The 21,869-nt window shown below is 62.2% G+C and carries 30 protein-coding genes; 15 read left to right on the top strand and 15 right to left on the bottom strand.

Translation table 11 applies throughout. From position 1 onward, the window contains the following. Positions 1-95 precede the first annotated feature (95 nt). From GA829_RS07570 to GA829_RS07585, 4 genes are all read left to right on the top strand, one after another. Positions 96-755 (top strand): amino acid ABC transporter permease, encoded by a 660-nt coding sequence (locus GA829_RS07570; protein WP_195177909.1) that lies wholly within the window; start codon positions 96-98, stop codon positions 753-755. Continuing rightward, positions 752-1,426 carry an amino acid ABC transporter permease gene (locus GA829_RS07575; protein WP_195177910.1) on the top strand — a complete coding sequence of 225 codons (675 nt, stop codon included), beginning with the start codon at positions 752-754 and terminating at the stop codon, positions 1,424-1,426. Before GA829_RS07570 ends, GA829_RS07575 begins: the two co-directional genes overlap by 4 nt. 30 nt (positions 1,427-1,456) lie before the next feature. Then, complete coding sequence (locus tag GA829_RS07580) at positions 1,457-2,410, top strand: agmatinase (RefSeq protein WP_195177911.1); 954 nt, start codon at positions 1,457-1,459, stop codon at positions 2,408-2,410. A 148-nt stretch (positions 2,411-2,558) separates the two neighbouring features. Further along, positions 2,559-2,960, top strand: coding sequence for a hypothetical protein (locus GA829_RS07585; protein WP_195177912.1), 402 nt, complete (start codon positions 2,559-2,561; stop codon positions 2,958-2,960). A 142-nt stretch (positions 2,961-3,102) separates the two neighbouring features. On the opposite strand, the gene GA829_RS07590 is transcribed toward GA829_RS07585, so the two are convergent. From GA829_RS07590 to GA829_RS07600, 3 genes are all read right to left on the bottom strand, one after another. Next, positions 3,103-3,534, bottom strand: coding sequence for a GlcG/HbpS family heme-binding protein (locus tag GA829_RS07590; RefSeq protein WP_195177913.1), 432 nt, complete (start codon positions 3,532-3,534; stop codon positions 3,103-3,105). 205 nt (positions 3,535-3,739) lie between these two features. After that, on the bottom strand, positions 3,740-3,979 hold the full coding sequence (locus tag GA829_RS07595) for a hypothetical protein (RefSeq protein ID WP_195177914.1): 240 nt from the start codon (positions 3,977-3,979) through the stop codon (positions 3,740-3,742). Positions 3,980-4,163: 184 nt separating this feature from the next. Beyond that, complete coding sequence (locus GA829_RS07600; RefSeq protein WP_195177915.1) at positions 4,164-4,685, bottom strand: winged helix-turn-helix transcriptional regulator; 522 nt, start codon at positions 4,683-4,685, stop codon at positions 4,164-4,166. A gap of 101 nt (positions 4,686-4,786) precedes the next feature. On the opposite strand from GA829_RS07600, the gene GA829_RS07605 reads away from it, so the two are divergent. The 5 genes from GA829_RS07605 (at position 4,787) to GA829_RS07625 (ending at position 7,778) form a co-directional block, all read left to right on the top strand. Then, positions 4,787-5,623: an alpha/beta fold hydrolase gene (locus GA829_RS07605; RefSeq protein WP_195177916.1), complete on the top strand. Its 837-nt coding sequence runs from the start codon at positions 4,787-4,789 to the stop codon at positions 5,621-5,623. Positions 5,624-5,704: 81 nt separating this feature from the next. Next, the gene (locus GA829_RS07610; protein ID WP_195179564.1) at positions 5,705-6,361 is read left to right on the top strand and encodes a glutathione S-transferase family protein; all 657 of its coding nucleotides are present in this window, start codon (positions 5,705-5,707) and stop codon (positions 6,359-6,361) included. A gap of 4 nt (positions 6,362-6,365) precedes the next feature. Continuing rightward, entirely contained in the window at positions 6,366-6,701 is a 336-nt protein-coding gene (locus GA829_RS07615) for an ArsR/SmtB family transcription factor (protein WP_195177917.1), read from the top strand. A gap of 82 nt (positions 6,702-6,783) precedes the next feature. Next, positions 6,784-7,278, top strand: a complete 495-nt coding sequence (locus GA829_RS07620; protein WP_195177918.1) for an SRPBCC family protein — start codon at positions 6,784-6,786, stop codon at positions 7,276-7,278. A gap of 35 nt (positions 7,279-7,313) precedes the next feature. Beyond that, positions 7,314-7,778, top strand: coding sequence for an SRPBCC family protein (locus tag GA829_RS07625; protein WP_195177919.1), 465 nt, complete (start codon positions 7,314-7,316; stop codon positions 7,776-7,778). Between the two features lie 16 nt (positions 7,779-7,794). On the opposite strand, the gene GA829_RS07630 is transcribed toward GA829_RS07625, so the two are convergent. From GA829_RS07630 to GA829_RS07640, 3 genes are all read right to left on the bottom strand, one after another. Next, complete coding sequence (locus tag GA829_RS07630) at positions 7,795-8,070, bottom strand: ArsR/SmtB family transcription factor (protein WP_195177920.1); 276 nt, start codon at positions 8,068-8,070, stop codon at positions 7,795-7,797. Positions 8,071-8,100: 30 nt separating this feature from the next. Next, positions 8,101-9,348: an MFS transporter gene (locus GA829_RS07635; protein ID WP_195177921.1), complete on the bottom strand. Its 1,248-nt coding sequence runs from the start codon at positions 9,346-9,348 to the stop codon at positions 8,101-8,103. Between the two features lie 72 nt (positions 9,349-9,420). Continuing rightward, the gene (locus GA829_RS07640) at positions 9,421-9,615 is read right to left on the bottom strand and encodes a DUF1192 domain-containing protein (protein WP_195177922.1); all 195 of its coding nucleotides are present in this window, start codon (positions 9,613-9,615) and stop codon (positions 9,421-9,423) included. Between the two features lie 111 nt (positions 9,616-9,726). Between GA829_RS07640 and GA829_RS07645 the strand changes: the two genes are divergently transcribed. The 3 genes from GA829_RS07645 to GA829_RS07655 all read left to right on the top strand — a co-directional run bounded on the left by GA829_RS07645 (position 9,727) and on the right by GA829_RS07655 (position 12,105). Continuing rightward, the gene (locus GA829_RS07645) at positions 9,727-10,737 is read left to right on the top strand and encodes an NAD(P)H-quinone oxidoreductase (RefSeq protein ID WP_195177923.1); all 1,011 of its coding nucleotides are present in this window, start codon (positions 9,727-9,729) and stop codon (positions 10,735-10,737) included. 204 nt (positions 10,738-10,941) lie between these two features. Next, positions 10,942-11,082, top strand: coding sequence for a DUF1127 domain-containing protein (locus GA829_RS07650; RefSeq protein ID WP_195177924.1), 141 nt, complete (start codon positions 10,942-10,944; stop codon positions 11,080-11,082). Between the two features lie 324 nt (positions 11,083-11,406). Beyond that, positions 11,407-12,105 carry a DUF1013 domain-containing protein gene (locus tag GA829_RS07655; RefSeq protein ID WP_195177925.1) on the top strand — a complete coding sequence of 233 codons (699 nt, stop codon included), beginning with the start codon at positions 11,407-11,409 and terminating at the stop codon, positions 12,103-12,105. An 80-nt stretch (positions 12,106-12,185) separates the two neighbouring features. On the opposite strand, the gene GA829_RS07660 is transcribed toward GA829_RS07655, so the two are convergent. The 5 genes from GA829_RS07660 to GA829_RS07680 all read right to left on the bottom strand — a co-directional run bounded on the left by GA829_RS07660 (position 12,186) and on the right by GA829_RS07680 (position 15,606). Further along, the gene (locus tag GA829_RS07660; protein ID WP_195173796.1) at positions 12,186-13,157 is read right to left on the bottom strand and encodes an IS110 family RNA-guided transposase; all 972 of its coding nucleotides are present in this window, start codon (positions 13,155-13,157) and stop codon (positions 12,186-12,188) included. 275 nt (positions 13,158-13,432) lie between these two features. Further along, positions 13,433-14,152 carry a helix-turn-helix transcriptional regulator gene (locus tag GA829_RS07665; protein WP_195177926.1) on the bottom strand — a complete coding sequence of 240 codons (720 nt, stop codon included), beginning with the start codon at positions 14,150-14,152 and terminating at the stop codon, positions 13,433-13,435. An 85-nt stretch (positions 14,153-14,237) separates the two neighbouring features. Continuing rightward, a complete protein-coding gene (locus GA829_RS07670) occupies positions 14,238-14,645 on the bottom strand; it encodes a hypothetical protein (protein ID WP_195177927.1) in 408 nt (135 codons plus the stop codon). Between the two features lie 58 nt (positions 14,646-14,703). Beyond that, complete coding sequence (locus GA829_RS07675) at positions 14,704-15,294, bottom strand: DJ-1/PfpI family protein (RefSeq protein WP_195177928.1); 591 nt, start codon at positions 15,292-15,294, stop codon at positions 14,704-14,706. A gap of 144 nt (positions 15,295-15,438) precedes the next feature. Beyond that, positions 15,439-15,606 carry a hypothetical protein gene (locus tag GA829_RS07680; protein WP_195177929.1) on the bottom strand — a complete coding sequence of 56 codons (168 nt, stop codon included), beginning with the start codon at positions 15,604-15,606 and terminating at the stop codon, positions 15,439-15,441. Between the two features lie 211 nt (positions 15,607-15,817). On the opposite strand from GA829_RS07680, the gene GA829_RS07685 reads away from it, so the two are divergent. The 3 genes from GA829_RS07685 to GA829_RS07695 all read left to right on the top strand — a co-directional run bounded on the left by GA829_RS07685 (position 15,818) and on the right by GA829_RS07695 (position 17,745). Further along, positions 15,818-16,285, top strand: coding sequence for an SRPBCC domain-containing protein (locus GA829_RS07685; RefSeq protein WP_195177930.1), 468 nt, complete (start codon positions 15,818-15,820; stop codon positions 16,283-16,285). Between the two features lie 215 nt (positions 16,286-16,500). Beyond that, positions 16,501-17,454: a ring-cleaving dioxygenase gene (locus tag GA829_RS07690; RefSeq protein WP_195177931.1), complete on the top strand. Its 954-nt coding sequence runs from the start codon at positions 16,501-16,503 to the stop codon at positions 17,452-17,454. A 129-nt stretch (positions 17,455-17,583) separates the two neighbouring features. Next, on the top strand, positions 17,584-17,745 hold the full coding sequence (locus GA829_RS07695) for a hypothetical protein (protein ID WP_195177932.1): 162 nt from the start codon (positions 17,584-17,586) through the stop codon (positions 17,743-17,745). A gap of 16 nt (positions 17,746-17,761) precedes the next feature. Here GA829_RS07695 and GA829_RS07700 read toward each other — a convergent pair whose 3' ends face one another. The 4 genes from GA829_RS07700 to GA829_RS07715 all read right to left on the bottom strand — a co-directional run bounded on the left by GA829_RS07700 (position 17,762) and on the right by GA829_RS07715 (position 21,849). Beyond that, on the bottom strand, positions 17,762-18,478 hold the full coding sequence (locus GA829_RS07700) for an SGNH/GDSL hydrolase family protein (RefSeq protein WP_195179565.1): 717 nt from the start codon (positions 18,476-18,478) through the stop codon (positions 17,762-17,764). 66 nt (positions 18,479-18,544) lie between these two features. Next, entirely contained in the window at positions 18,545-19,282 is a 738-nt protein-coding gene (locus GA829_RS07705; RefSeq protein WP_195177933.1) for a DUF899 domain-containing protein, read from the bottom strand. A gap of 168 nt (positions 19,283-19,450) precedes the next feature. After that, positions 19,451-20,476, bottom strand: a complete 1,026-nt coding sequence (locus GA829_RS07710) for a class I fructose-bisphosphate aldolase (protein ID WP_195177934.1) — start codon at positions 20,474-20,476, stop codon at positions 19,451-19,453. Between the two features lie 176 nt (positions 20,477-20,652). After that, complete coding sequence (locus tag GA829_RS07715; RefSeq protein WP_195177935.1) at positions 20,653-21,849, bottom strand: phosphoglycerate kinase; 1,197 nt, start codon at positions 21,847-21,849, stop codon at positions 20,653-20,655. Positions 21,850-21,869 lie beyond the last annotated feature (20 nt).

Here is a 21,869-nt window from a genome sequence, read left to right on the forward strand (position 1 = left end):
AGGCAATGCCTGGCGCGATGCGAGGGAGGCTGTTCCCATGCTGGAATAGCGCCTTCCCTAATGCGCCAGGCATTGCCTCTTCTTCGAGTTGAAGAATGTTCCATTTTTCAAAAACCCTGAGCTTCCTGCCGCAATTCCTGACCGGCGCCGGGATCACACTCGGCGTCTCGGCGCTGGGGTTCCTGCTTGGGACGGCGATCGGCTTCGGTCTGCTTGCCTGCGGCAGATCGCACTGGCGCGCGGTCCGCTGGGTTGGTGCGTTCTACACCAGCTTCATCCGCGGCACGCCGCTGATCGTCCAGATCTTCGTGGTCTATTATGTTCTGCCCGGCCTTGTTGGCATCGACCTGCCGCCGCTGCTGGCGGGGGTCCTGGCGTTGAGCTTCAACAGCGCCGCCTTCGTCGCCGAGATCCTGCGTGCCGGGCTGACACGCATTCCTATCGGCCAGTATGAAGCCGCCAAGGCACTCGGCCTGAAACCTGTTGTAACCTGGTTCAAGGTGATCCTGCCGCAGCTGTTTCGCGCCATCATTCCGCCGATGGTCAACGAGTTCACCATGCTGGTGAAGGCCTCGTCCATTCTGTCGGTTATTGCCGTGGTTGAATTAACCCGCACCGCGCAGAACATCATGAACATCACCTACCGGCCTGTCGAAGCCTTCTGCATCGCGGCGGTGTTGTATTTCATCGTGTTGTTCTCCTGCAGCATGCTGACCAGGCATCTTGAGCGCAAGGCGCAAGGTGCGCGCGCATGAGCTTCGATTTCTCCGTCATCGCGGACAATTGGCAGATGCTCGCGAAGGGTTTCGGCAACACGGTGCTGATGTGCGCTATGGCGTTGCCGCTGGGCTTCTCGGCGGGCACCGTTCTGGCCCTCATCAGGCTGCGGGGCGGCAGGCTGCCGGCAACGATCGTCGCGGCCTATGTCGAGATCTTCCGCAATATCCCGTTTCTGATCCAGATATTCCTGCTGTTCTACGCGTTGCCGATGTTCGGCATCCGGCTTTCGCCGGTTGTCGTTTCTATCGGCGCGCTGTCAGCCTATGCCAGCGCCTACTCGTCCGAAATCCTGCGCGGTGCGATTCAGTCGATATCGTCAGGCCAGGTCGAGGCAGGCTATGCGCTGGGGCTGCGCTACCTCACCATCTTCCGCAAGGTCCTTGTGCCGCAGGTGATCGGCTACATTCTGCCCGCCGCGACCAACCTCACCATCACGCTGATCAAGGAATCGGCGATCCTCTCGGCGATCACGGTGCCGGAACTGACCTACATGGCACAGAACGTCATCGGCCAAACCTTCTCACCGGTGGAGATCTTCACCGCCATTGCATTGCTGTACTGGGGCCTGACGGCTCTTGTCGCGGCGATCTCGCGCAGCCTGGAGCGCAGGCTGCAACCCCATCTCGCGGCCCGCCGTGGCGCCTGATCCAAAAGCCTTTCAAAACGAGGAGACCCCATGTCCAAGCTCACCAGCGCGCCGCGCGATGTCTTCCAGACATTTCTGAATTTCCCACTGGTCGAGGATCTCGACACGCTGAAGGCCGATGTCGCGATCATCGGCATGCCTTACGGCGACCCCTATACGATCGACGAACTGATCAATGACCAGACCAACGCGCCGACGGCGGTGCGGCGCGCCTCGCAGCGTATCAGCCAGTCGCTCGACCGCTATGACTTCGATATAGGCGGGCCGGTCTTCGATGGTCAGGACATCAAGGTTGTCGATGTCGGTGACGTCCCCGGCAATGCCGCCGACCATGTCGGACACTATAAACGCGCCGAGGCGGCGATCCGCAAAATCCGCGCCGCCGGTGCGCTGCCGATCACGATCGGCGGCGATCACGGCATCCCGATCCCGATCTTCCGGGCGCTCGACGGCGAAGGCCCGATCACACTGGTGCATCTGGATGCCCATCTCGACTGGCGCGACAACGTGAATGGCGTCAAGGAGGGCTATTCCAGCACCATCCGCAGGGCTTCCGAAATGGCGCATATCAAGGATATTTTCCAGGTTGGCATACGCGGCCAGGGCAGTGCGCGCACCGAGGAAGTGGAAGCGGCCCGCGCGTATGGCGCCAACATCATCACCACCAACGAGTGGCAGGATATCGGCACCGGGGCTCTACTCAAGCGCATTCCCGATGGCGGCCGCTACTATCTCACCATCGACGCCGACGGACTGGATCCGGCGGTCATGCCGGCCGTCGAGGGGCCGCAGCCCGGCGGCGTCACCTATCGCCAGACAATCGACCTGATCAAGGGGCTGTTCGCCAAGGGCGAGGTCGTGGGCGTGGACATCGTCGAGATCGCGCCAGCGCGTGACGTCAACGAGATCACCTCGATGACCGCCGGCCACATCATCCTGAATGTCATCGGCGCCGCTGTGCGCGCCGGTCAATTCAAGCGCTGAGCAGCGGCAAAAATGCCGGCCGGGGCAAGCTCCGGCCGGCATTGGTTCATGCTGTCGCGCTCATATGTCGCCTGGTGGAACAACGAAAATTCTTGACGGCGTGACGGTGGGGCATTCTACAAAGGGGTGCCCCAAATGGAGACGCCAGATGTTCGGTGCCATCCCACTGCTGATCGTGCCTTTCGTCCTCTACAATCTTGGACTTCTGGGAATATTCGGCAGCGGTGACGATCCGTGGGCGACCGAGATCCTTTCGGTCGGCATGATGTCGGGCGGCGTGTTCTCGATGACGCTCGGAGACCTGATGGTGCTGATCGGGCTGGTCTTCTTCTTCGTCGAGATGGTGAAGTCGACGCGCACCACGAACGCGTCGATCATGGACCACCTGTTGTCGACCCTGGTCTTCGTGGCTTTCCTGGTCGAATTCCTGCTGGTGAAAGGCGCCGCCCACTCCGTCTTCTTCACGCTGATGATCATCGCGCTGATCGACGTGCTGGCCGGATTCGCGGTGTCGATGCGGTCGGCAAGCCGTGACATCAACCTGAATTGAGGATGTTTCGATATTCAGGTGAGGCCGGCCTGCAAATGGCTGGTACCTGCGCTTCCGGTGCTCACGTACTTAAGTACGCTCCGCTCCGGTTCTCGGTATCAGCCATTCTCGGACCCGGCCTGACCTGAATCTCAACACATCATCAGCCCGGATCGGCGGTGAAGCCTGCCGCCTCGATGCCGGCAATGGCTGCCGCTTCGTCATTGTCGGACGTGTCGCCGGAAATGCCGACGGCACCAATGACGGCGCCGGCCTTGTCACGGATCAGCACGCCACCGACGACCGGCAGTACACGCCCTCCGGAAACGTCGGAGATGCCGGTGATCAGGTGCGGGCGTTCCTTGGCGAAGGCTTCGACACGGCGCGAACCCATGCCGATGGCAAGCGCTCCATAGGCCTTGCCAGCCGACATTTGCGGCCGCAGGAACGAAGCGCCGTCCTGTCGCTGGAAAGCGACCAGATGGCCGCCTGCGTCGAGGACAGAGACACCCAGCGGCTTGAGCTTCAAGTCGGCGCCCTTGGCGAAAGCGGCCCCAATGATCTCGATAGCCTTTTCGAGCGGCAGTGCGGTCATGACAATCTCCTGTTTGAAAAACGCGTCAATCATCGACCGCCAGCCCGGGGATAATAATCCCGGTCTTGGTTGAAATTGCTTCGCGTGAAGAGGCGGAATGGACGGTGTCGGGATCGTATGGATAGCGCCAGGGACAGGCGCTACACCGATACTATGGCGTTGCCACCAATGGGCTTCCAGAGCCGCGTTCCAAAATTGGGGCCAGTCAGGCGATTTTTTTCTTGGCGCGTGCTGGTTTTTTGGCCGGAGTTGCGGGCGCGTTGGCGAGGTCTTCGGCTTCCTTGGCGAGACGCAGGGCTCTCAGCTTGTTGGTCTTGGCCTGGCGGGCATCGCTCTCGGCGGCATATTCCGCCATCGCCTTCTGGCGAACGGTTGCCGCCTCTTCCTGCTTCTTGAAACGCAAGTCGGCCCGCGCACGGGCCGTATCCTTCGAGTTCTCAACCAAGCGTTTGATCCAATCTCATAAAATATGATTTCAACGTCTTGATAGCAGAGACGGCCTGTATTTGGGAAAATAAGTTGATCAAAAGCCCGCACCGCGCCGGGAGCATGCGCTGCCGATTGAATATTCGAAAGAGACGAGAAGCGACGATCAAGAGCCTCACGCCTTCCGGAGACTGATGGCGGATTCAGGCCGGTGCATCGGCGGCGCGCGCGTTACGGGCGACCACGGCCTCGTAGCCGGCTTGCAGCATCGCCCGAACAGTGGGTTCGGCTGAAGGCGCGGCAGGGGTGCCCAGATGGTCGTGACGCAGCTCATCCATGAACCTGTCCCACAGCGGCGGGCCACCGTTTTCGAGCAGCTCGGCGCGGATCGACAGTTCATCGCTGACCGGCAGCCAGACCCGGCCCCAGGCACCGAGATGGGCCAGGATCGGCACCAGCGTGATCGCCATTTCAGTCAGGCTGTAGATCGCCTTCTGCTTGTGGCTCGGATCATCGGCTTTGGTCAGCATGCCGAGTGCCATCAGCCGTTTCAGCCGGTCGGCGAGAATGTTCGATGCGATGCCTTCCATCGATCCGTTGAGCAGCTCGCGAAAATGGCGCCTGCCGCCGAAAATCATGTCGCGCAGGATGATCAGGCTCCAGCGGTCGCCGAACACTTCCAGCGACAGATTGATCGGGCAGCCAGATCGGCGATCCAAGCTCATGCGACTCTCCCACTAAAAACCAGTTGCATTATCGTATCAGTCTTACTATTGTGCAACTGATTGCAAAACGCAATCGGTTATTGAGATCAGGAACTGCGGAAATGATCGCCATGGAACGCCCCGAAATCGTCTCCCAGACCTTTGGCGACCGTACTCATCCGCCAGTGCTGCTGATCATGGGGGCAATGGCCTCGATGTTGTGGTGGCCGGAGGCATTGTGCCGGAAACTGGCGAACAATGGTCTGTTCGTGATCCGCTATGACAATCGCGATACCGGCCGATCGACCAAGTATGCCCCGGGAGAGCCGCCCTATGCGTTCGACGACATGGCCGACGATGCGATCCAGGTTCTCGACAGCCACGGCATCCAGAAAGCCCATATCGTGGGCATGTCGCTGGGCGGCATGATCGCACAGTTCGCCGCGCTCAAGCATCCGGCGCGTGTTGCTTCGCTGACAGTGATCAGCAGTTCCCCGGTTGGCACCGACACCTCGCACCTGCCGACGATGACCGAGGCTTATATGCAGCATTCGGCCGATGGCGCCAAAGTCGACTGGTCGAACCGCGATCAGGTCATGGACTACATCGTCAGGGATGCCCGGGAGATCGCGGGAACAGCGCATCCGTTCGACGAGAAGCGGACGAAGGGTTTCGTTGAACAGGACTATGACCGCTCCGGCGGCTTCCTGAGCGCGACCAATCACTTCATGCTGAGCGGCGGCGAGGAATGGCAGGGCCGCTTGCATGAAATGGCGGCGCCGTTGCTGGTCATCCACGGAACGGCCGATCCGATCTTTCCCGTCGAGCACGGCGAAGCGCTTGTCGATGCCGTCGCCGGCGCCCGGATTCTGCGCATCGAAGGCGGCGGTCACGAGTTGCACCCCGACGACTGGGCAGCGATGACGGATGCCATCGTCGCGCATACCCAGGCCCATTGAGCCAAGCAAACGGGGCTTGACGACCGCCACCTGTCGCAATAGTTAAGTAACTACTTCACTTTTGAGAGAACACGAATGACCATGCCCCTGACGCTGCATTTTCACCCTTTGGCATCCTTCTGCTGGAAGCCGCTGATCGCGCTCTATGAGAACGGTACGCCATTCAATCCAGCCATCGTCGATCTCGGCGATGAAGAGTCCCGCGCGGCCTTCCTGAAGATATCGCCCTCCGGCAAGATGCCAGCCCTGCGCGACGATGCGCGGGACTGCACCGTGCTGGAATCGACCATCGTCATCGAGTATCTGGCCGCGCGCTATCCTGGGACGGTCGAACTTGTTCCCGCCGATGTCGACCTCGCGATCCAAGTCCGCCAGGCCGATCGCTTCTATGATTTCTATGTACAGGAGCCGATGCAGAAGATCGTCGGCGACCGGCTGCGGCCGGGGGATAAGACCGATCCGTTCGGTGTCGAACAGGCACGCGACCAGCTGCGTAATTCCTACGCCATCATAGAGCAGGACATGCAGGCGAAGACCTGGGCGACAGGCGAGACCTTCACCATGGCCGATTGCGCGGCCTCGCCGGCGTTGTTTTATGCCAACAAGGTCGAGCCGATGGGAGACAAATATCCCACCGTGAAGCGCTACCACGACCAGTTGCTGCAGCGGCCCTCGTTCGCTCGCGTGGTCGAGGAAGCGCAGCCCTATTTCCACATGTTCCCCTACAACAACGGTTAGAGCCATGCTGCACGATCCCGCCCAGCTCGATCTGATGTTCCAGGCGCTTGCCGACCCGGCGCGGCGGCAGATGGTGGATCGGCTGTCGCGGGGGCCTGCATCGGTCAGCCAGCTGGCCGAGCCGCTGGCGATGTCGCTGTCAGCCGTCGTCCAGCATCTGAATGTGCTGGAGGCGAGCGGCCTCGTCCGCAGCGAGAAGCTTGGCCGCGTCCGCACCTGCCAGATCGAGCCGAAGGCGCTGCGCGCGGCCGAACACTGGATCAACGAGCGGCGCCTCGCGTGGGAGCGCAGGCTCGACCGGCTGGGCGACTTTCTGGCGGAAACCAACGACGAAGGCTGAAGGAGACCGTGATGACAGTCGTCCATTCCACCATTGTGCTCAAACGCGTCTACGATGCCTCGCCAGCCCGCGAGGGGCCGCAATGACCGATCCATCCGTGACCCACGCTACGATCGTGCTGGAGCGCATTTATGAGGCGTCGCCAGCACGGGTGTTCCAGGCGCTTGCCGATCCGCAAGCCCGCGCTCGCTGGGGCACGCCGTCGAAGAATATCGATCTGGTCTATGACCAAGCCGACTTCCGCGTCGCCGGGCTCGATATCAGCCGCTGCGGGCCGCGCGGCAATCTGGTCTACCAGGTCGAGACCCGCTACATGGATATCGAGCCGGAGCAAAGGATCGTGTCGACCGAGGTCGTTCGCGAAGGCGGGAACCGGCTTTCCGTTTCGCTGATCACGGTAGAACTCCAAGCGGTTGGCTCGTCGACGCGGCTGGTGCTTACCGACCAGATCGCGGCCTTCGGCGGCAAGGACATGATCGCGGGCAGCGAGGCCGGCTTCAGCGCCGCGCTGACCAACCTGGCCGCGGAATTCGCAAGCGAGACGGCCAAGAGCCAGTCGAGTGCTTCCGAGCAATAAGCTGAACCTTCAACCTTGCCAGGGAGAGAACCCCGATGACCGAGCGATCCATCGTCCATTCCACCTTTGTCGTCGAGAGGAGCTATCCGGTGGCGCCGGCAAAAGTCTTTTCGGCATTCAGCAATCCGGACGCCAAGCGGCGCTGGTTCGTCGATCCCCATGATCCGACGCCCAGCCACCACGAAATGGACTTCCGCGTTGGCGGCAAGGAGGTCAATGCCGGCTGCCCGAGCGATGGGAGCATGCATTTCTTCAACGCGGTCTATCAGGACATCGTGCCCGATCAGCGCATCGTTTACAGTTATGAGCTGCTGTTTGGCGAAACCCGCGTATCGGTGTCACTGGCGACGATCGAGCTTATTGCGGAAGGTGGGAGCACACGGCTCGTGATGACAGAGCAGGGAGCCTTTCTCGACGGCCACGACACGTCAGCCACGCGCGAGCATGGAACGGGTGAACTGCTCGACGCGCTTGGCGCTTTCCTGGGCGCGCAAGCCTGATTATCGCCGTTGCCAATCAGGGTGTGGATCCGGCTTCCCAGAATTGGTCGAGCCAGATGTTGAGCTTCAGGAACCCGGAGCTGCTCACTGTATAGACGCGTCTCGTACCTTCGGGCCTGGCGTTGACCAGCCCTGCGTCGAGCAGGACCTTGAGATGCTGTGAAACGGCTGGCCGGGACACTGGCAATCCGGCAGCCAGTTCGTTGACAGTCTTCGGACCGCGCCGGAGTTCTTCCAGAAGATGGCGCCGGTTGGGATCGGCAATCGCCAAGAAGGCGTCGGAAAACATCATACCTATTTGTGAGGCAAAGCTTTTCGAATCTCAACCGTTGGTTTCATTTTTTCTTCTTGGGTCGAGCCGCAATGCTTCCGGCGTGACCGAGCGGTCGGCCGGCTGAGTCTTGAAGGCATCGCGGCCCTCGATTGGCACCGGTGCGCGGCGGCTGATGCGCAGCAGCGTGTAGCCGGCCAGACAAAGATGGGCAAAGGCGGTTGCCAAGAACAGCCCTTCCGGGCGCATCCAGCCCATCAGCGCGGCGGCCAGCAGCGGGCCGATCATCGTGCCGAAGCCGTAGAGCAGCAGCAGGCCGCCCGAGACCTTGACGAAATCCTCGGAGCGGGCGTGGTCGTTGGCATGCGCCACGGCGATCGAATAGAGCGTGTAGGCGAAGGCGCCATAGGCAGCGGTGCAGACGATGACGAACACGGCGGAGCGTGGCTCGAACAGGAAGATGGCGATGGCGAACAGCGCCGCGCCAAAGGCCGCGCCCGCCAGCACGAAACGGCGGTCGGTCGTGTCGGACAGGCGCCCGGCCGGAAGCTGCATGGCGGCGCCCGCGACCACCACAAGGCTCATCATCAGGGCGATCTCGGGTGTGGAAATGCCGATGCGTGCGCCATAGACCGCGCCGAGCGTGCCCCAGGCGCCGTTGGCGATACCGATCAGGAGACAAGCGACCGCCGATACCGGTGAATTGGCGTAGAGGCCTTTGACGTCGAGCGAAACATCCTGCAGCGGCTTGGGGTGTGAAGCGGTTGATACGGCGGTCGGGATGAGCGACAGGCAGAACAAGATGCCGGTGATCATGAACAACGAAGCCGATTTCACGTCGCCGCCGGCAACGATCATCTGGCCGCCCATGATCGAGGCGTAGGTGACCATCATGTAGAGGCCGAAGACAGTGCCGCGGTTCTCGTTCGTGGCCTTCTCGTTCAGCCAGCTTTCAATCACCATGAAGGCGCCGGCCATGGTGAAGCCGGTGAAGGCACGCAGCAGGATCCAGACATATTCATCGATGATCAGGCCAGTGAGCAGTGCCACGATCGCGCCCGAGGCGGCGAAAGCGCCAAAGGCCCTGACGTGACCGGCGCGGCGCACGATGCGGGGGGCAAAGAAACAGCCGGTGACAAAGCCGCCCGCCCAGGCGGTGCCCATGAGGCCGAGCGATGCGGTCGAGAAACCTTCCAACTGGCCGCGCAAGGGCAGCAGCAGCCCGTGCAATCCCGAGGCCGCAAGCAGAAAAGCCGTGCCGCGAAGCAGCGAGAGGATCGGTCTGTAGGTTGCGAACATTTTTTGATCCGGCTGGAATTTATCGGGTCTGAAGACAATCGCATTCCGGCTTTTCGGCGGCGGGTCTCGGCACTATCCGCGACGAAACAGGGCCTCAGCCGCCGACTTGGTGCTGTCCCTGGCCTTCAGCTCGGCTTCCAGTCTGGCGATCTCGTCGCGCAACAGGCTAATCCGCTCGGTCAGGTCACCGACGGAAAGCAGCGAAAGGTCCTGCCCGACCTCGTGTGGGCGCGCCTTCTTCTTGGGTTCGTCGTCGAAGATCGCCATCGTCGCTCCTCCCGTTGGCCATTTGCCTGATTTGGCAATGAGCATACATAGGGCAAGGCCACGGATGCAAACGGCCGGCATGATTCTGGTGAACGAAGACGGGAAATGAACATGGCGAGCGGACAGAAAATTCCGGCGAAGATGATGGCCATCGCGATCTCGGAACCGGGCGGCCCCCGGGTGCTGAAGCCGGAGACGCGCGATGTGCCCGTTCCCGGCCCCGGCGAAATCCTGATCCGGGTGCGCGCTGCTGGCGTCAACCGGCCTGATGTGCAGCAGCGCAAGGGTGCTTATCCGGCGCCGCCCGGGGCCTCCGACCTGCCCGGCCTCGAAGTCTCGGGCGAGGTGGCAGCACTTGGCGACGAGATTTCGCGCTGGCGCATCGGCGACCGGGTCTGCGCGCTGACGCCGGGCGGCGGTTATGCCGAGTATGTCAAGGTTCATAGCGGCAGCGTGCTGCCGCTGCCAGCCGGCTTTACCCACACCGAAGCGGCGGCCGTGCCGGAAAACTATTTTACCGTCTGGCACAATGTCTTCGAGCGTGGCGGCCTGAAGAAGGGTGAAACCTTGCTCGTGCATGGCGGCTCGTCCGGCATCGGCACCACCGCTATCCAGCTTGCGTCGGCTTTCGGTGCCTATGTCATTACCACCGCGGGCAGCAAGGAGAAGTGCGACGCCTGCCTGAAGCTTGGGGCCGACCGGGCGATCAATTACCGCGAGCAGGATTTTGTCGCGGCGGTCAAGGAGGCCACGGAAGCCAAGGGCGCCAATGTCATCCTCGACATGGTCGGCGGCGACTATGTGGCGCGAAACTACGAGGCGGCGGCGATCGAGGGCCGCATCGTCCAGATCGCCGTACAGGGTGGTGCGGTGGCGAGCGCCGATTTTTCCAGGATCATGGTCAAGCGGCTGACCCATACCGGTTCGACGCTGCGGCCGCGCACGGTCGAGTTCAAGGCGGCACTGGCGGCATCCCTGGAAGCCCAGGTGTGGCCGCTGCTCGGCACCCGCCGGATAGCCCCAGTGATGGACATGATCTTCCCGCTCGGCGAAGCCTGGCGTGCGCATGAGCGCATTGAGGAGGGCGAGCATATCGGCAAGATCGTGCTGGATGTCGGCTAAGGCTGTATCGATATTCAGTGATGCCGGCCCGACCTGGATCGCGACACGTCGCTGGCATGTGCGCCCATGCCCGCAAAGTGAACAGAAGCTTAATGCTGCAATGCAGCATTTGCATCATTGCTATGCAAAATCAGCCATTCAAGTCCTGATCGATGATGCCTATTTGAGCATCACCGAAACGAATTCAACGAATGGAGGACTACCATGAACCCGATCCGCGCTTACCGTAACTGGCGCATGTACAACGAAACCGTGCGCGAACTGAACCGCCTGAACTCGCGTCAGCTGAACGATCTCGGCATCAACCGCGCCGACATCGAAAAGATCGCCCGCCGCGCGATTTGATTTCGAACGCGGCCCTCTGAAATCGGAACCCATGTTTTTCGTGTTCCGGCCGGGGATCGCGCTTTGGAAGCCAGAGCCGCACAAGACGGGTCTCCCGTCGCCGGTTCCGAGCCCGCTGGACAATGTCCGGCGGGTTTTGTCGTTTTGGGCCGTGGAAAGCGCCGCGGCGACCTGTTTGGGCCGGCCTTCGAGGCGTCGCTTGCCCATCTTCCAAAAACGTTGCGAAATGGGCGGAGAGCGGTTATACAGACCGCGAATTTCCCATTTTGGTGGCTCTAAACCACCGCCCGCGCGGGAACGCGGGCGAACGAGAAGGATATCTAAATGGCCAATACGCTGCTGATGCCCAAGGCGACCGCCGTCTGGCTGGTCGACAACACCGCGCTGTCCTTCGAGCAGATCGCGCAGTTCTGCGGGCTGCATCCGCTTGAGGTCAAGGCGATCGCCGATGGCGAATCGGCGCAAGGCATCAAGGGCATGGATCCGATCATGACCGGCCAGCTGACCCGCGACGAGATCGCGCGCGCCGAGAAGGATTCAAACCAGCGGCTGAAGCTGTCCGACCCCAAGGTGCGGGTGCCGGAATCCAAGCGCAAGGGCCCGCGTTATACGCCGCTGTCGAAGCGCCAGGACCGGCCGAATGCGATCCTCTGGCTGGTGCGCAATCATCCCGAACTGAAGGACGCGCAGATTTCGCGCCTCGTCGGCACCACCAAATCGACGATCGACCAGATCCGCGACCGCAAGCACTGGAATTCGGCCAATCTTCAGCCGATGGATCCGGTGACGCTGGGCCTCGCCTCGCAAATCGACCTCGACATGGAAGTCAATCGCGCCTCGCGTGGCCGCGAACAGCCGGCGCCGGTCGGCGACACACTGCTGCCGGCCGCCCTGACCGAGCGGTTGGTGCCGACGCCTGAGAAGCCGAAGGACGAGGATGCCGAGCTCGACGCCAACGCAGTCTTCGCCAAGCTCTCGGCGCTGAAGTCCAAGAACACCGACGACGACGCGGACGACGAATAAGCGCGACCTAGCCTTCTCCCCTTGTGGGAGAAGGTGGATTGCCACGAAGCGGCAAGACGGATGAGCATCTGTGTTTGTTGTCAAGGAGCGATTTGGCTCCAGATGCGGTCCTGAGTTACGAGCGCGTTGGCCGTAACGACGAGCTTTCGCATGACGGCGACGAGGATGACCTTTTCGGGTTTAGCTGCCTTGCGCAGACGGGCGGCGAACACTGCAAGGTCCTTGTTGTAACGACTTGCAGACAGTGCGGCCATGTAGAGGGCGTTTCTGACACCCTTTCGGCCGCCCCTGATAGCTCGGCGTCCCTGGCGCGGGCCGCTGTCATGGGCGACGGGAGCAAGGCCGGTCAGCATTGCCGCCTGCTTGGCGTTGAGCGTACCCATCTCAGCGAGGCCCGCCAGGAGCGTGGCGGCAGTGATCGGGCCAATGCCGGGGATCGAGATCAAGATTGTGTAGCGGCGGGCAAGAGCGGGATCAGCTGAGATCCGGCGACCGGTCTCGGCTTCAAGACGCACGATATGGCTGTGAAGCGCTTTGAGCCTGCGGTTGAGTTCAGCACGCAGGAAGGGGCTTTTGAGCGTCGCCAAGCGGTTGATGAGCGCGATGCGTTCGGCACAGGCGGCATTGCGCGCGCCGATCATCTCCTGCAGCGCCTCCATCGCAAGGGAAGGCGGCACCGTCTCGGCCGGATTGAGCGCGACCCCCATTTCTGCCAGCAGCCTGGCATCGATCTTGTCGGTCTTGGCAAGCTGGCCGCAGGCTTCCGCGAACAGCCGAGCACGCAGCGGGTTGACGACGGCCACTACCAATCCCGCTTCATGCAGCGAGCGCTGTGCCGCACGATGGTATTTGGACGTCGCCTCCATGATCGCCCGCCTCACTGCGAGATCACCAAGCCGGCGCTTCAGCCGCCGCAGGCCACCACCATCATTGGCCACACGAAAACTCTGGCCGGTTGGATGGACGTACACATCCAGCCACTCTTTACACACGTCGATGCCGGCATAGACTGACGGCGTCGCATTCGGTTCGGACAATACCTTGCCTTGCATGCGGGACTCGCTCCCCATCATCTGTTCAGGACCAGTGCGAGAACGAATGGACCTTGCTCATCCGCGGTTCACACCAAGGGGCGTACGGTCCCATCCGTCCACTCCCCGGCGGACGGCCATCTGTCGGGGAGTGCAGCTATCTTGCACAAATAGCCGCCAGCCCAACATGCAAGGGGTGCTGGGAGGAATGAGGCGTTGGTGTTTTCTGGAGCACCCCTCATCCGACCCCGCTTCGCGCGGCCACCTTCTCCCACAAGGGGAGAAGGGAAGAACCCTCAGGTCCGAGCGGCGCGATCCGGCGCCATGCCGTAGTCCTCGCTGCGTTCTACCGCGCGGTAGAAGTCGGCGAGCTGCTTGCCGCGCTCCGGCTTGAAGATCCGGCCTGCAATGACCACCGAGGCGATGCGGTCGATGCGGAAGGCGCGGAAATCATCGCGCATCTCGCACCAGGCAACCAGCGTCCACACTTTGCCCCAGAACCACAGGCCAAGCGGCCTGATGTCGCGCGCCGTGCCGCGTCCAGCCTCGTCGGAATAGTCGATGGTCAGCACCTGACGCTTCTCGACCGAGCGCTCGATCAGGTCGATCGCCTCGCGGGCGGCATCGCTCACCACCCACATCGGTGTGTGGATCTCGGTGCGGGCGATACGATCCTTCTCGGCGTCGGGCAGCACGGCGCCGATCTTGACCAGCGCTTCGTCGGCCGCGCGCGCCATGGCCGCACCGCCAAAGGCGCGCACCATGCGGGCGCCGGCGACCAGCGCCACGATCTCGTCACGCGTGAACATCAGCGGCGGAAGGTCGAAACCCTCCCTCATCATGTAGCCAACGCCAGCTTCGCCGTCGATCGGCACCCCGGTCGACTGCAGGTCGGCGATATCGCGGTAGATGGTTCGCTCGGAAACCTCGAGCCACGTGCCCAGCTTCTGGGCGGTGACCAAACGGCCACCGCGCAGATGCTGCACGATCTGGAAGAGCCTGTCGGCACGACGCATCGTATAGTCCCTCGGCGTTGCTTCTATGCATGTCTTTGCCCAAAACCGGGGCCCAAAACCGGATCCGACTTTTGGGCGGCATGCATTATGGGTCGAGCCCTTCGCGCTTGCGCTGCGCGGCGACAAATGCCGTGCCGAAGGACAGGTTTTTCGTTGTCGGCGTCTTCGCGTCGAGCACGCGCCAGAACGGCGCGACGTCGCTCAGCGCCATGCCGCGCTCGAGATCCTCGTTGGCGGCCTCGGCGACAGTGCGCAGATGATAGCCGATGGTGACCGGACATGTCACTTCGGCACCATGTTCGATTGCAAGCGCGGTGCGCAGCGCACGAACATCCATATCCACGCCCTTGGGGATAGAGCGGATAAAGTCATCGACCTGGCGTGCGGTCGGCACCAGCATCGGCTGCCCCTCGACGACATCGCTCATCGTGCGCGGCGTCGGCCTGATGCCGTTGATGCCCGGTGCGTTCAGCCTGTCGTTCCAGCTTTTCATCGACTACTTGTCCCGAAATCCCCTGTCAGTATTGCATGGGCCTCCTGACAGCATACTGTCAGGAGGCTGCGGCGTATTCCTTGGCGAACATCGCGCGCATCTGGGTTAGATCGTTGCCCCTTTCCGGGTAGAGCGTTTCCAGGAACGCCAGTGCGAATGTGCCCGGCGCTGAACCCGGCGCGGAAACGATCGTGCCATCAGCCACCGCGTGCGCCACGTCCCGATAGTTCTGGTCGCCGGCGTAACCGGCCTCGTGCTGGTTGATCCAGTCGCGGCCATTGCTGGTGTGATTGGCATTGTCGAACAGGCCGGCGCGGGCCAGCGCCAGCGTTCCGGCGCAGATACCACCGACGACACCGCCTCGCGACGCCACCGCTGTCAGCAGGCCGGCTGCATCCGGCGGCGCCTTGCCGGCCCATTGGTCGGAGCCGATGACCGCGACGGCATCGAGATCGGTATTTTCATCGGCCTTGACAGAGCGGTCGGGCATCAGCTTGAAACCGCTTATGCCGGTCACCGGCTTGCCGTCCGGTGTCAACGATACGGCGCGGGCGCCGAACCATTCAACGGCCGAGGCGGCCAGCAGGCCATATTCCCAGTCGGCGAAGCCTTCGATGAAAAGAAAGCCGATCGTCTTCTGTTTGGACATGCCTTGCTCCGTCTCAGTCATCATCACTATCCTTTAGTCCGCCGCCAGTTCCGTCCTGCTTATCCAGGACCTGGCATCTGTTCAGATGCCGGGACTATTATCTGGGTTGCGCGGTTCTCTCGTCCAACAGTCGCGCCCAAAAAATCAATTGCGGCGCAAGTGGCGGCCTTCGTACATATCCGGCCAGCCGATGTCCTTGCGGATGTCCGCAGGCAAGGCATTGAGAAAACGCTGGGTGCGGATCTCGTTGCGGATCGTCCTGACCTTGCCGACATAGTGCTGCACGCCGCGCAAAATGGTGAAACCGTTCATGGCTAGTCTCCTCTCTGTGAATGGAGGCACTATCGCATACCCCTCCTGACAGCAGTCTGTCAGGAGGGTGTCAGGTTCGCCGAACTTTCTTCAGCACTGGCGGCACCTCTTCTGTTGCCTTGCGAGGTGGCTAGGTGCCGCTTGTTGACAGCTTGATTTTCGGTCTTTACTTAACTTAATCGTTAAATACAGGAATGGCAGGTTGGATGCAATGATCCCGGCCACCGACAGAAGCAAAGCCCGTGGGCTGGCGCTGACGATCACCCGTGTTCTCAAGGCGCCACGCATGCTGGTCTACCGGATGTGGACGCAGCCGCACCACATGAAGCGCTGGCTGGGCCCGCCGGGCTATACGACCTTGTCCGCGCGAGTGGATCTGCGGGTGGGAGGGTTCTGGCGGACCCATTCGCGCAAGCACGACGGCACCGAGGTGGCCGAACAAGGCGTGTTCCGCCAGATCGTCGAGGCTGAACGGCTGGTCTTTACCCATGCCTGGGAAGAGGACGATGGCAGCCTCGGCCATGAAACGCTGGTGACCTTGACCTTCGTCGACGACGGCGACCGGACGATCATGACCTTCCACCAGGCGGACTTCCTGACAGCCGAGACCCGTGACGGTCATTTGCAGGGCTGGGGCGAGAGTTTTGACATGCTGAAGGATTATCTGGATCATGGCTGACCTGGGGACCAACATCCTGAAAGGCCGCTGCTTCATCGCGTTGGTGGCTGCGGACCGACGGTCCAGGCATGCAAGGATTGTTCACCGTAACGATCACTCAAGAGGCTTCATTGTTCACTTTCTTGCGACGAACTGTCGGGATTTGTGGTCTTCAGTAGCGGCGACGGCGTTCTGATATGGGGAGGGAACACTTCTCGGAAATCAGGGAGACGACCATGAGCCTGCAACTGACCGGAATTCATCATCTGACCGCGATCACCGCCAATGCGCTGGGGAACCTGCACTTCTATACGCGCGTGCTGGGCCTTCGGCTGGTCAAGAAGACTGTGAACCAGGACGATACTTCCGCCTACCATCTGTTCTACGCCGATGGCGAAGCGACGCCTGGCAGCGATTTGACCTTCTTCGACTGGCCAGTCGGACCGGAACGGCGCGGCACGCACAGCATCATCCGCACAAGTCTCAGAGTCGCCAGCAGCGAAAGCCTTGTCTGGTGGAAGGAAAGGCTTGCGGGTGAGAATATCGTGACGGGAGAAATCGCCGACATCGGCGGCTATCCATCGCTGGATTTCGAGGATCCCGAGGGGCAGCGCCTGCGCCTCGTCAGCGATGGCGGCAAGGGCGACAGCCACCCCTGGGCGCAAAGCCCGGTGCCTGTCGAGCACCAGATCCGCGGGCTTGGGCCGATCGTCATCAGTGTCCCTGATATCACCAACACCGAAGCAGTGGTGACGCAGGTGATGAACATGCGCGAGGTGCGGAATTATGCCTCGCCGGACGGGCAGGGGCAGGTTCATGTCTTCGAAATGGGCGACGGCGGCCCGGCGGCGGAACTGCATGTCGCGGTCCAGCCAGGGCTGGCGACGGCGCGGCAAGGCGCCGGTGCAGTCCACCACGTTGCCTTCCGCGCGCCAGACCAGCAAACGCTGCATGAATGGACGGCACGGCTGGCCGAATTCCGCTTGCCGTCAAGCGGCGAGGTGGAGCGCTACTATTTCCGCTCGCTCTATTTCCGCGAGCCGAACGGCATTCTGTTCGAGATTGCGACCGACGGGCCGGGCTTCACAGCCGACGAGCCGCTGGAAACACTCGGCGAAAGACTGGCCTTGCCGCCTTTCCTCGAGCCAAAGCGGGCCTCGATCGAAGCTGGCCTGAAGCCGCTTGTCTGAGCGAGCCAAAGTGCCGGCGCTGATCAGCGCCGGCATGTTCTTCCAGGGGTGAAGCTCTTGAAGAGGTCAGCGGCGCGCCTTGACACGCATGTGCTTTGACAGCCGACCGCGATACTGGTCAAAGGCGGCATGTCGAAACTCCTCGCGCTCGTCATCATCGCCATGATGGCCATCCAGCTGATCAAGCCGCTCGGCTGGCCGGGGCTGAAGCGGCGCAGCGACTTCTGGAAGCTGGCGCTGCTGGCGATGGCGGCGATATCGATTACAGCGGTGCTGGGGCACTGGACGTAGGCAGAGAGCTTGCGGCCTACTCGGCGATCACCCACCCGACAAGATGCTCGGCCCAGGCCCGGTAGCCGGCCTCGGAAGCGTGGAATCCGTCCGAGGAAAAGCCGGCCTCGGGGTCGGTGATCGGCAGGCGTGGGGCCGGAACCGCGCCGCGTTCCAGGCAAAGGCGCTCGCCCATGCGGTTCATCTCGACGGCGCGGATTTCGAGGATCTTGCCAAGCAGGTTCGGCATTGCCGGCGCCTGCGTGAACTCCAGCACCGGCGACCAGACGATGCGCGCCTCCGGCCATCTGGCGCGCAGCGCGTAAAGCAGGCCGCCGAACTCCTTCTTGAAACGCGGGACCGAGTGAAAATTCTTGGTGTCGTTGGTGCCGATGGCTAGCACGATATGCGTCCATGGATCGGCCGAGAGGTTGGGCAGCACGTGGTCGCGAATCTGGCCTGATGTCGCCGAGTTGAAGCCCGCCGCCCGCCAGCGCACGGCACGGCCGGTGCGCCGCGCGATCAGGCCGGCGAGTTGCGCGGCGAGCCCGTTCTCGGAATTGCCGATGCCAACCGAAGCGGCGGAGGAATCACCCAGGACCAGCAGCGAGATATCAGGCGCCTTGCCGGCGAGGTCGTGCATGACCGGGCCTTGTGCCGGCAGCATGCGCGTGGTGCGGCGGCGCACGCCCAGTCCCTGCCAGATATAGACCGGGAAGGCGAGCCAGGTGAGGAAGGCGAGAAAGCGCTGCACGGCGAACACCTCGAAGACGAGAGCGACGTGCACTTAGCGCAAGTTGCGGCGCAGGTGAACGGTGCCCTAGGGGCAATCGTCATCTGGTAGCGAGCGATTTCCGTATTCATCGTGCAGTCGCACCCAGTCCAAAAGGGTCTTGTAGGGGCCGGTCTCGTCGCGGCCCTTGGGCGCCATATCGAGATACTGATAGGCGCCGATCAGCTGTTCGCTGCCACGGGCGCGCGACATGAAGGTCAGGAAGACGTCGCCGTTCGCGTCTTTGCAGAACACGGTGGTGCCCGGCAGGTCCTTCGATTTCAATTTGCGCGTTTCGAAATTGTAGACGGCATCGCCCGATGCGATCTGCTTGTCGGTGAAGGACACCTGCATGTCGAAGTTGAAGTCCGAGGCATAGGACGACGCCCAGTCGAACTTCCAGCCCATGCGCTCCTTGTAAGGCAACAACTCGGCGAGCGGTGCCCGCGAAATCGCGACCAGCGACACGTCGTGATGCCTCAGATGCTGATTGGCGCCATCGATATGATCGGCGAGAAACGCGCAGGTTTCGCAGTGGTGGGTCGAGCCCGGCCCGAACACGAAATGACAGACGATCAGCTGGCTGCGGTCCGCGAACAGTTCGGCCAGTTTCTTCGGCCCTCGCTCGGTGTCGAAGACGTAGTCTTTACGCATTCTCAGCCAGGGCAATTCGCGCCGCTCAGCGGCGACGCGGTCGCGAAATCGCGTCAGTTCCTTCTCGCGAGCTAGGTGCGCCTTATGCGCCTCGAACCAGTCTTCGCGCGAAACGGCCTTGGTGCGATGCATGAACTTCTCCCTCTCTTCATCCCAAGGACGTATGGGACGGACGAAAACCGACATCGCAGCCGCTAGCGCCGGAGAGGAAATAAGGATGCCGGGGCTTCTTCCCAAGCCCCCACAGAGAAAACCCGGGCAAGTGGCCCGGGTTTTGAAGAAAGACAGAAAGATTTGCTCTCAGGCGGCCTTTTCCAGGCTTGCTTGCCATTTCCCCAGCGCGGCCAGATGGTTCATGTGGGCGCGGTGGGTGAAAGCAGCCTGACCGGCGGCGACGTTGGCCGCCTTGCCGGCCCACGCCTTCTGCGGCGCCGCCTGCAGCGCGCGGCCATAGGAGAAGGTCAGTTTCCAAGGATGCGGGCCGATGGCATTGATGGCGTTGAGGTTGGCGGTTGCTTCCTCATCCGATTGTCCGCCCGACAGGAAGGCGATGCCGCCGATGGCCGCCGGCACGGTTTCGCGGAACAGCTTGATGGTCTTTTCGGCGACTTCCTCCGGGCTGTCGGTCTTGCCCGATTTCTTGCCCGATATGACCATGTTCGGCTTCAGGATGGTGCCTTCCAGCACGACACGGGCCGCGTAGAGCTCCTCATAGAGCTTCAGCAGCGTCGCCTTTGAGACCTCAAAGCAGGTGTCGATGCCGTGGGCACCGTCCATAAGCACTTCCGGCTCGACGATCGGCACGATGCCGGCCTCCTGGCAAAGCGCTGCATAGCGGGCGAGCGCATGCGTGTTCGAGGCGATCGAATTGGCCGAGGGCACGCCCTTGCCGGTGTCGATGTCGATCACCGCGCGCCATTTGGCGAAGCGGGCGCCGAGCTTGTAATAGTCGGCAAGGCGCTCGCGCAATCCGTCGAGACCCTCGGTGATGGTGTCGCCGGGAAAGCCGGCCAGGGGCTTGGCGCCGGCATCGACCTTGATGCCGGGGATGGCGCCCGCGGCCTTGATGATGTCGACCAGGGGCGTGCCGTCGGCCGCCTTCTGGCGAATGGTTTCGTCGTAGAGGATGACGCCGGAAATATACTTCGTCATAGCCTCCTTGGCGCGGAACATCATCTCGCGATAGTCGCGCCGGCTGTCGGCGGTCGATTCGACGCCGATGACGTCAAAGCGCTTCTTGATGGTGCCGGAGCTCTCGTCGGCGGCGAGCAGGCCTTTGCCGCCGCCCACGATCGCGGCGGCAATGTCTTCGAGACGTTCGCTCATTCTGCTTCTCCTCAAGGGGTCTGTTCCGCGCTTAACGGAACTCTACCGCCAAAGGAATGGCATCGGAAAGCTCGAATCGATTGAAAGTCGCGGCCTCCCTTGGCCGCTCTCCTTGTGTTGATCGGGCTGCCTGTTCTGGGCCGCCAGCCAACCGTTTCCGTGTATCTGCAAAATGCCTAGCGCTTCAGCACATCGACGCCGGGCAGCGGCTTGCCTTCCATCCATTCCAGGAACGCGCCGCCGGCGGTCGAGACATAGGTGAAATCGTCGGCTACGCCGGCATGGTTGAGTGCTGCCACCGTATCGCCGCCGCCTGCAACCGAAACCAGCTTGCCGGCCCTGGTACGTGCCGCCGCGTGCTTGGCGGCTGCCACTGTTGCGTGGTCGAAAGGCTCGATCTCGAAGGCGCCGAGCGGGCCGTTCCAGACCAATGTCGCGGCGCGGTCGATCCATTCGCCGATGGTCTTTACTGTTTTCTCGCCGACATCGAGGATCATGCCATCGGCCGGCACCGCGGAAATGGCCACGGTTTCGCAGGCGGCACCCGCCTTGAATTCCTTGGCGACGACGCCGTCGACCGGCAGGATGATGGCGCAGCCGGCATTGGCGGCCTCGATCATGATCTGCTTGGCGGTCGCGGCAAGATCATGTTCGCACAGCGATTTACCGACATCGGTGCCGCGCGCGGCCAGGAAAGTGTTGGCCATGCCACCGCCGATCACCAGCGCGTCGACTTTTTTCACCAGGTTCATCAAGAGGTCGATCTTGCTCGAGACCTTGGCGCCGCCGACGATGGCGACGACGGGACGGACGGGGTTGCCGAGGCCCTTTTCCAAAGCTTCGAGTTCGGCCTGCATGGTGCGGCCGGCATAGGCCGGCAGCAGGCGCGCCAGGCCCTCGGTCGAGGAATGGGCACGGTGGGCGGCGGAAAAGGCGTCGTTGACGAAGATGTCGCCATTGGCGGCGAGCCTTTCGGTGAAGGCCGGGTCATTCTTTTCCTCGGCCTTGTAGAAACGGGTGTTTTCGAGCAGCAGCACGTCGCCCTTGTCCATCGCGGCAACGGCACTTGCTACCGTATCGCCAGCGCAATCGCTGGCGAAGCCGACCGGGCGGCCGAGCACTTCAGCTGTCGCTTTGGCGATCGGTTCAAGCGAGAATTCTGGAGTGGGTCCGTCCTTCGGGCGGCCGAAATGGGCGAGCAGGATGACTTTTGCGCCCTTGCCCGACAGCTCCGCGATGGTGGGCGCGATGCGCTCGATACGGGTGGCGTCAGTAACCTTGCCGCCGGAGACAGGAACGTTGAGGTCGACGCGCACCAGCACGCGCTTGCCGCTGATGTTGCCGATGTCGTCCAGTGTCTTGAAGCCGGCCATGCTGGGTCCTTTCGTCCAGA

The organism is Mesorhizobium sp. INR15, from assembly GCF_015500075.1.
Lineage (GTDB): Bacteria > Pseudomonadota > Alphaproteobacteria > Rhizobiales > Rhizobiaceae > Mesorhizobium.

Coding starts and splice junctions, on each gene's coding strand:
- GA829_RS07570 (WP_195177909.1), top strand. CDS start 96: ATGTTCCATTTTTCAAAAACCCTGAGCTTCCTGCCGCAATTCCTGACC.
- GA829_RS07575 (WP_195177910.1), top strand. CDS start 752: ATGAGCTTCGATTTCTCCGTCATCGCGGACAATTGGCAGATGCTCGCG.
- GA829_RS07580 (WP_195177911.1), top strand. CDS start 1,457: ATGTCCAAGCTCACCAGCGCGCCGCGCGATGTCTTCCAGACATTTCTG.
- GA829_RS07585 (WP_195177912.1), top strand. CDS start 2,559: ATGTTCGGTGCCATCCCACTGCTGATCGTGCCTTTCGTCCTCTACAAT.
- GA829_RS07590 (WP_195177913.1), bottom strand. CDS start 3,534: ATGACCGCACTGCCGCTCGAAAAGGCTATCGAGATCATTGGGGCCGCT.
- GA829_RS07600 (WP_195177915.1), bottom strand. CDS start 4,685: ATGAGCTTGGATCGCCGATCTGGCTGCCCGATCAATCTGTCGCTGGAA.
- GA829_RS07605 (WP_195177916.1), top strand. CDS start 4,787: ATGATCGCCATGGAACGCCCCGAAATCGTCTCCCAGACCTTTGGCGAC.
- GA829_RS07610 (WP_195179564.1), top strand. CDS start 5,705: ATGCCCCTGACGCTGCATTTTCACCCTTTGGCATCCTTCTGCTGGAAG.
- GA829_RS07615 (WP_195177917.1), top strand. CDS start 6,366: ATGCTGCACGATCCCGCCCAGCTCGATCTGATGTTCCAGGCGCTTGCC.
- GA829_RS07620 (WP_195177918.1), top strand. CDS start 6,784: ATGACCGATCCATCCGTGACCCACGCTACGATCGTGCTGGAGCGCATT.
- GA829_RS07625 (WP_195177919.1), top strand. CDS start 7,314: ATGACCGAGCGATCCATCGTCCATTCCACCTTTGTCGTCGAGAGGAGC.
- GA829_RS07630 (WP_195177920.1), bottom strand. CDS start 8,070: ATGATGTTTTCCGACGCCTTCTTGGCGATTGCCGATCCCAACCGGCGC.
- GA829_RS07635 (WP_195177921.1), bottom strand. CDS start 9,348: ATGTTCGCAACCTACAGACCGATCCTCTCGCTGCTTCGCGGCACGGCT.
- GA829_RS07640 (WP_195177922.1), bottom strand. CDS start 9,615: ATGGCGATCTTCGACGACGAACCCAAGAAGAAGGCGCGCCCACACGAG.
- GA829_RS07645 (WP_195177923.1), top strand. CDS start 9,727: ATGGCGAGCGGACAGAAAATTCCGGCGAAGATGATGGCCATCGCGATC.
- GA829_RS07650 (WP_195177924.1), top strand. CDS start 10,942: ATGAACCCGATCCGCGCTTACCGTAACTGGCGCATGTACAACGAAACC.
- GA829_RS07655 (WP_195177925.1), top strand. CDS start 11,407: ATGGCCAATACGCTGCTGATGCCCAAGGCGACCGCCGTCTGGCTGGTC.
- GA829_RS07660 (WP_195173796.1), bottom strand. CDS start 13,157: ATGCAAGGCAAGGTATTGTCCGAACCGAATGCGACGCCGTCAGTCTAT.
- GA829_RS07665 (WP_195177926.1), bottom strand. CDS start 14,152: ATGCGTCGTGCCGACAGGCTCTTCCAGATCGTGCAGCATCTGCGCGGT.
- GA829_RS07670 (WP_195177927.1), bottom strand. CDS start 14,645: ATGAAAAGCTGGAACGACAGGCTGAACGCACCGGGCATCAACGGCATC.
- GA829_RS07675 (WP_195177928.1), bottom strand. CDS start 15,294: ATGTCCAAACAGAAGACGATCGGCTTTCTTTTCATCGAAGGCTTCGCC.
- GA829_RS07680 (WP_195177929.1), bottom strand. CDS start 15,606: ATGAACGGTTTCACCATTTTGCGCGGCGTGCAGCACTATGTCGGCAAG.
- GA829_RS07685 (WP_195177930.1), top strand. CDS start 15,818: ATGATCCCGGCCACCGACAGAAGCAAAGCCCGTGGGCTGGCGCTGACG.
- GA829_RS07690 (WP_195177931.1), top strand. CDS start 16,501: ATGAGCCTGCAACTGACCGGAATTCATCATCTGACCGCGATCACCGCC.
- GA829_RS07695 (WP_195177932.1), top strand. CDS start 17,584: ATGTCGAAACTCCTCGCGCTCGTCATCATCGCCATGATGGCCATCCAG.
- GA829_RS07705 (WP_195177933.1), bottom strand. CDS start 19,282: ATGCATCGCACCAAGGCCGTTTCGCGCGAAGACTGGTTCGAGGCGCAT.
- GA829_RS07710 (WP_195177934.1), bottom strand. CDS start 20,476: ATGAGCGAACGTCTCGAAGACATTGCCGCCGCGATCGTGGGCGGCGGC.
- GA829_RS07715 (WP_195177935.1), bottom strand. CDS start 21,849: ATGGCCGGCTTCAAGACACTGGACGACATCGGCAACATCAGCGGCAAG.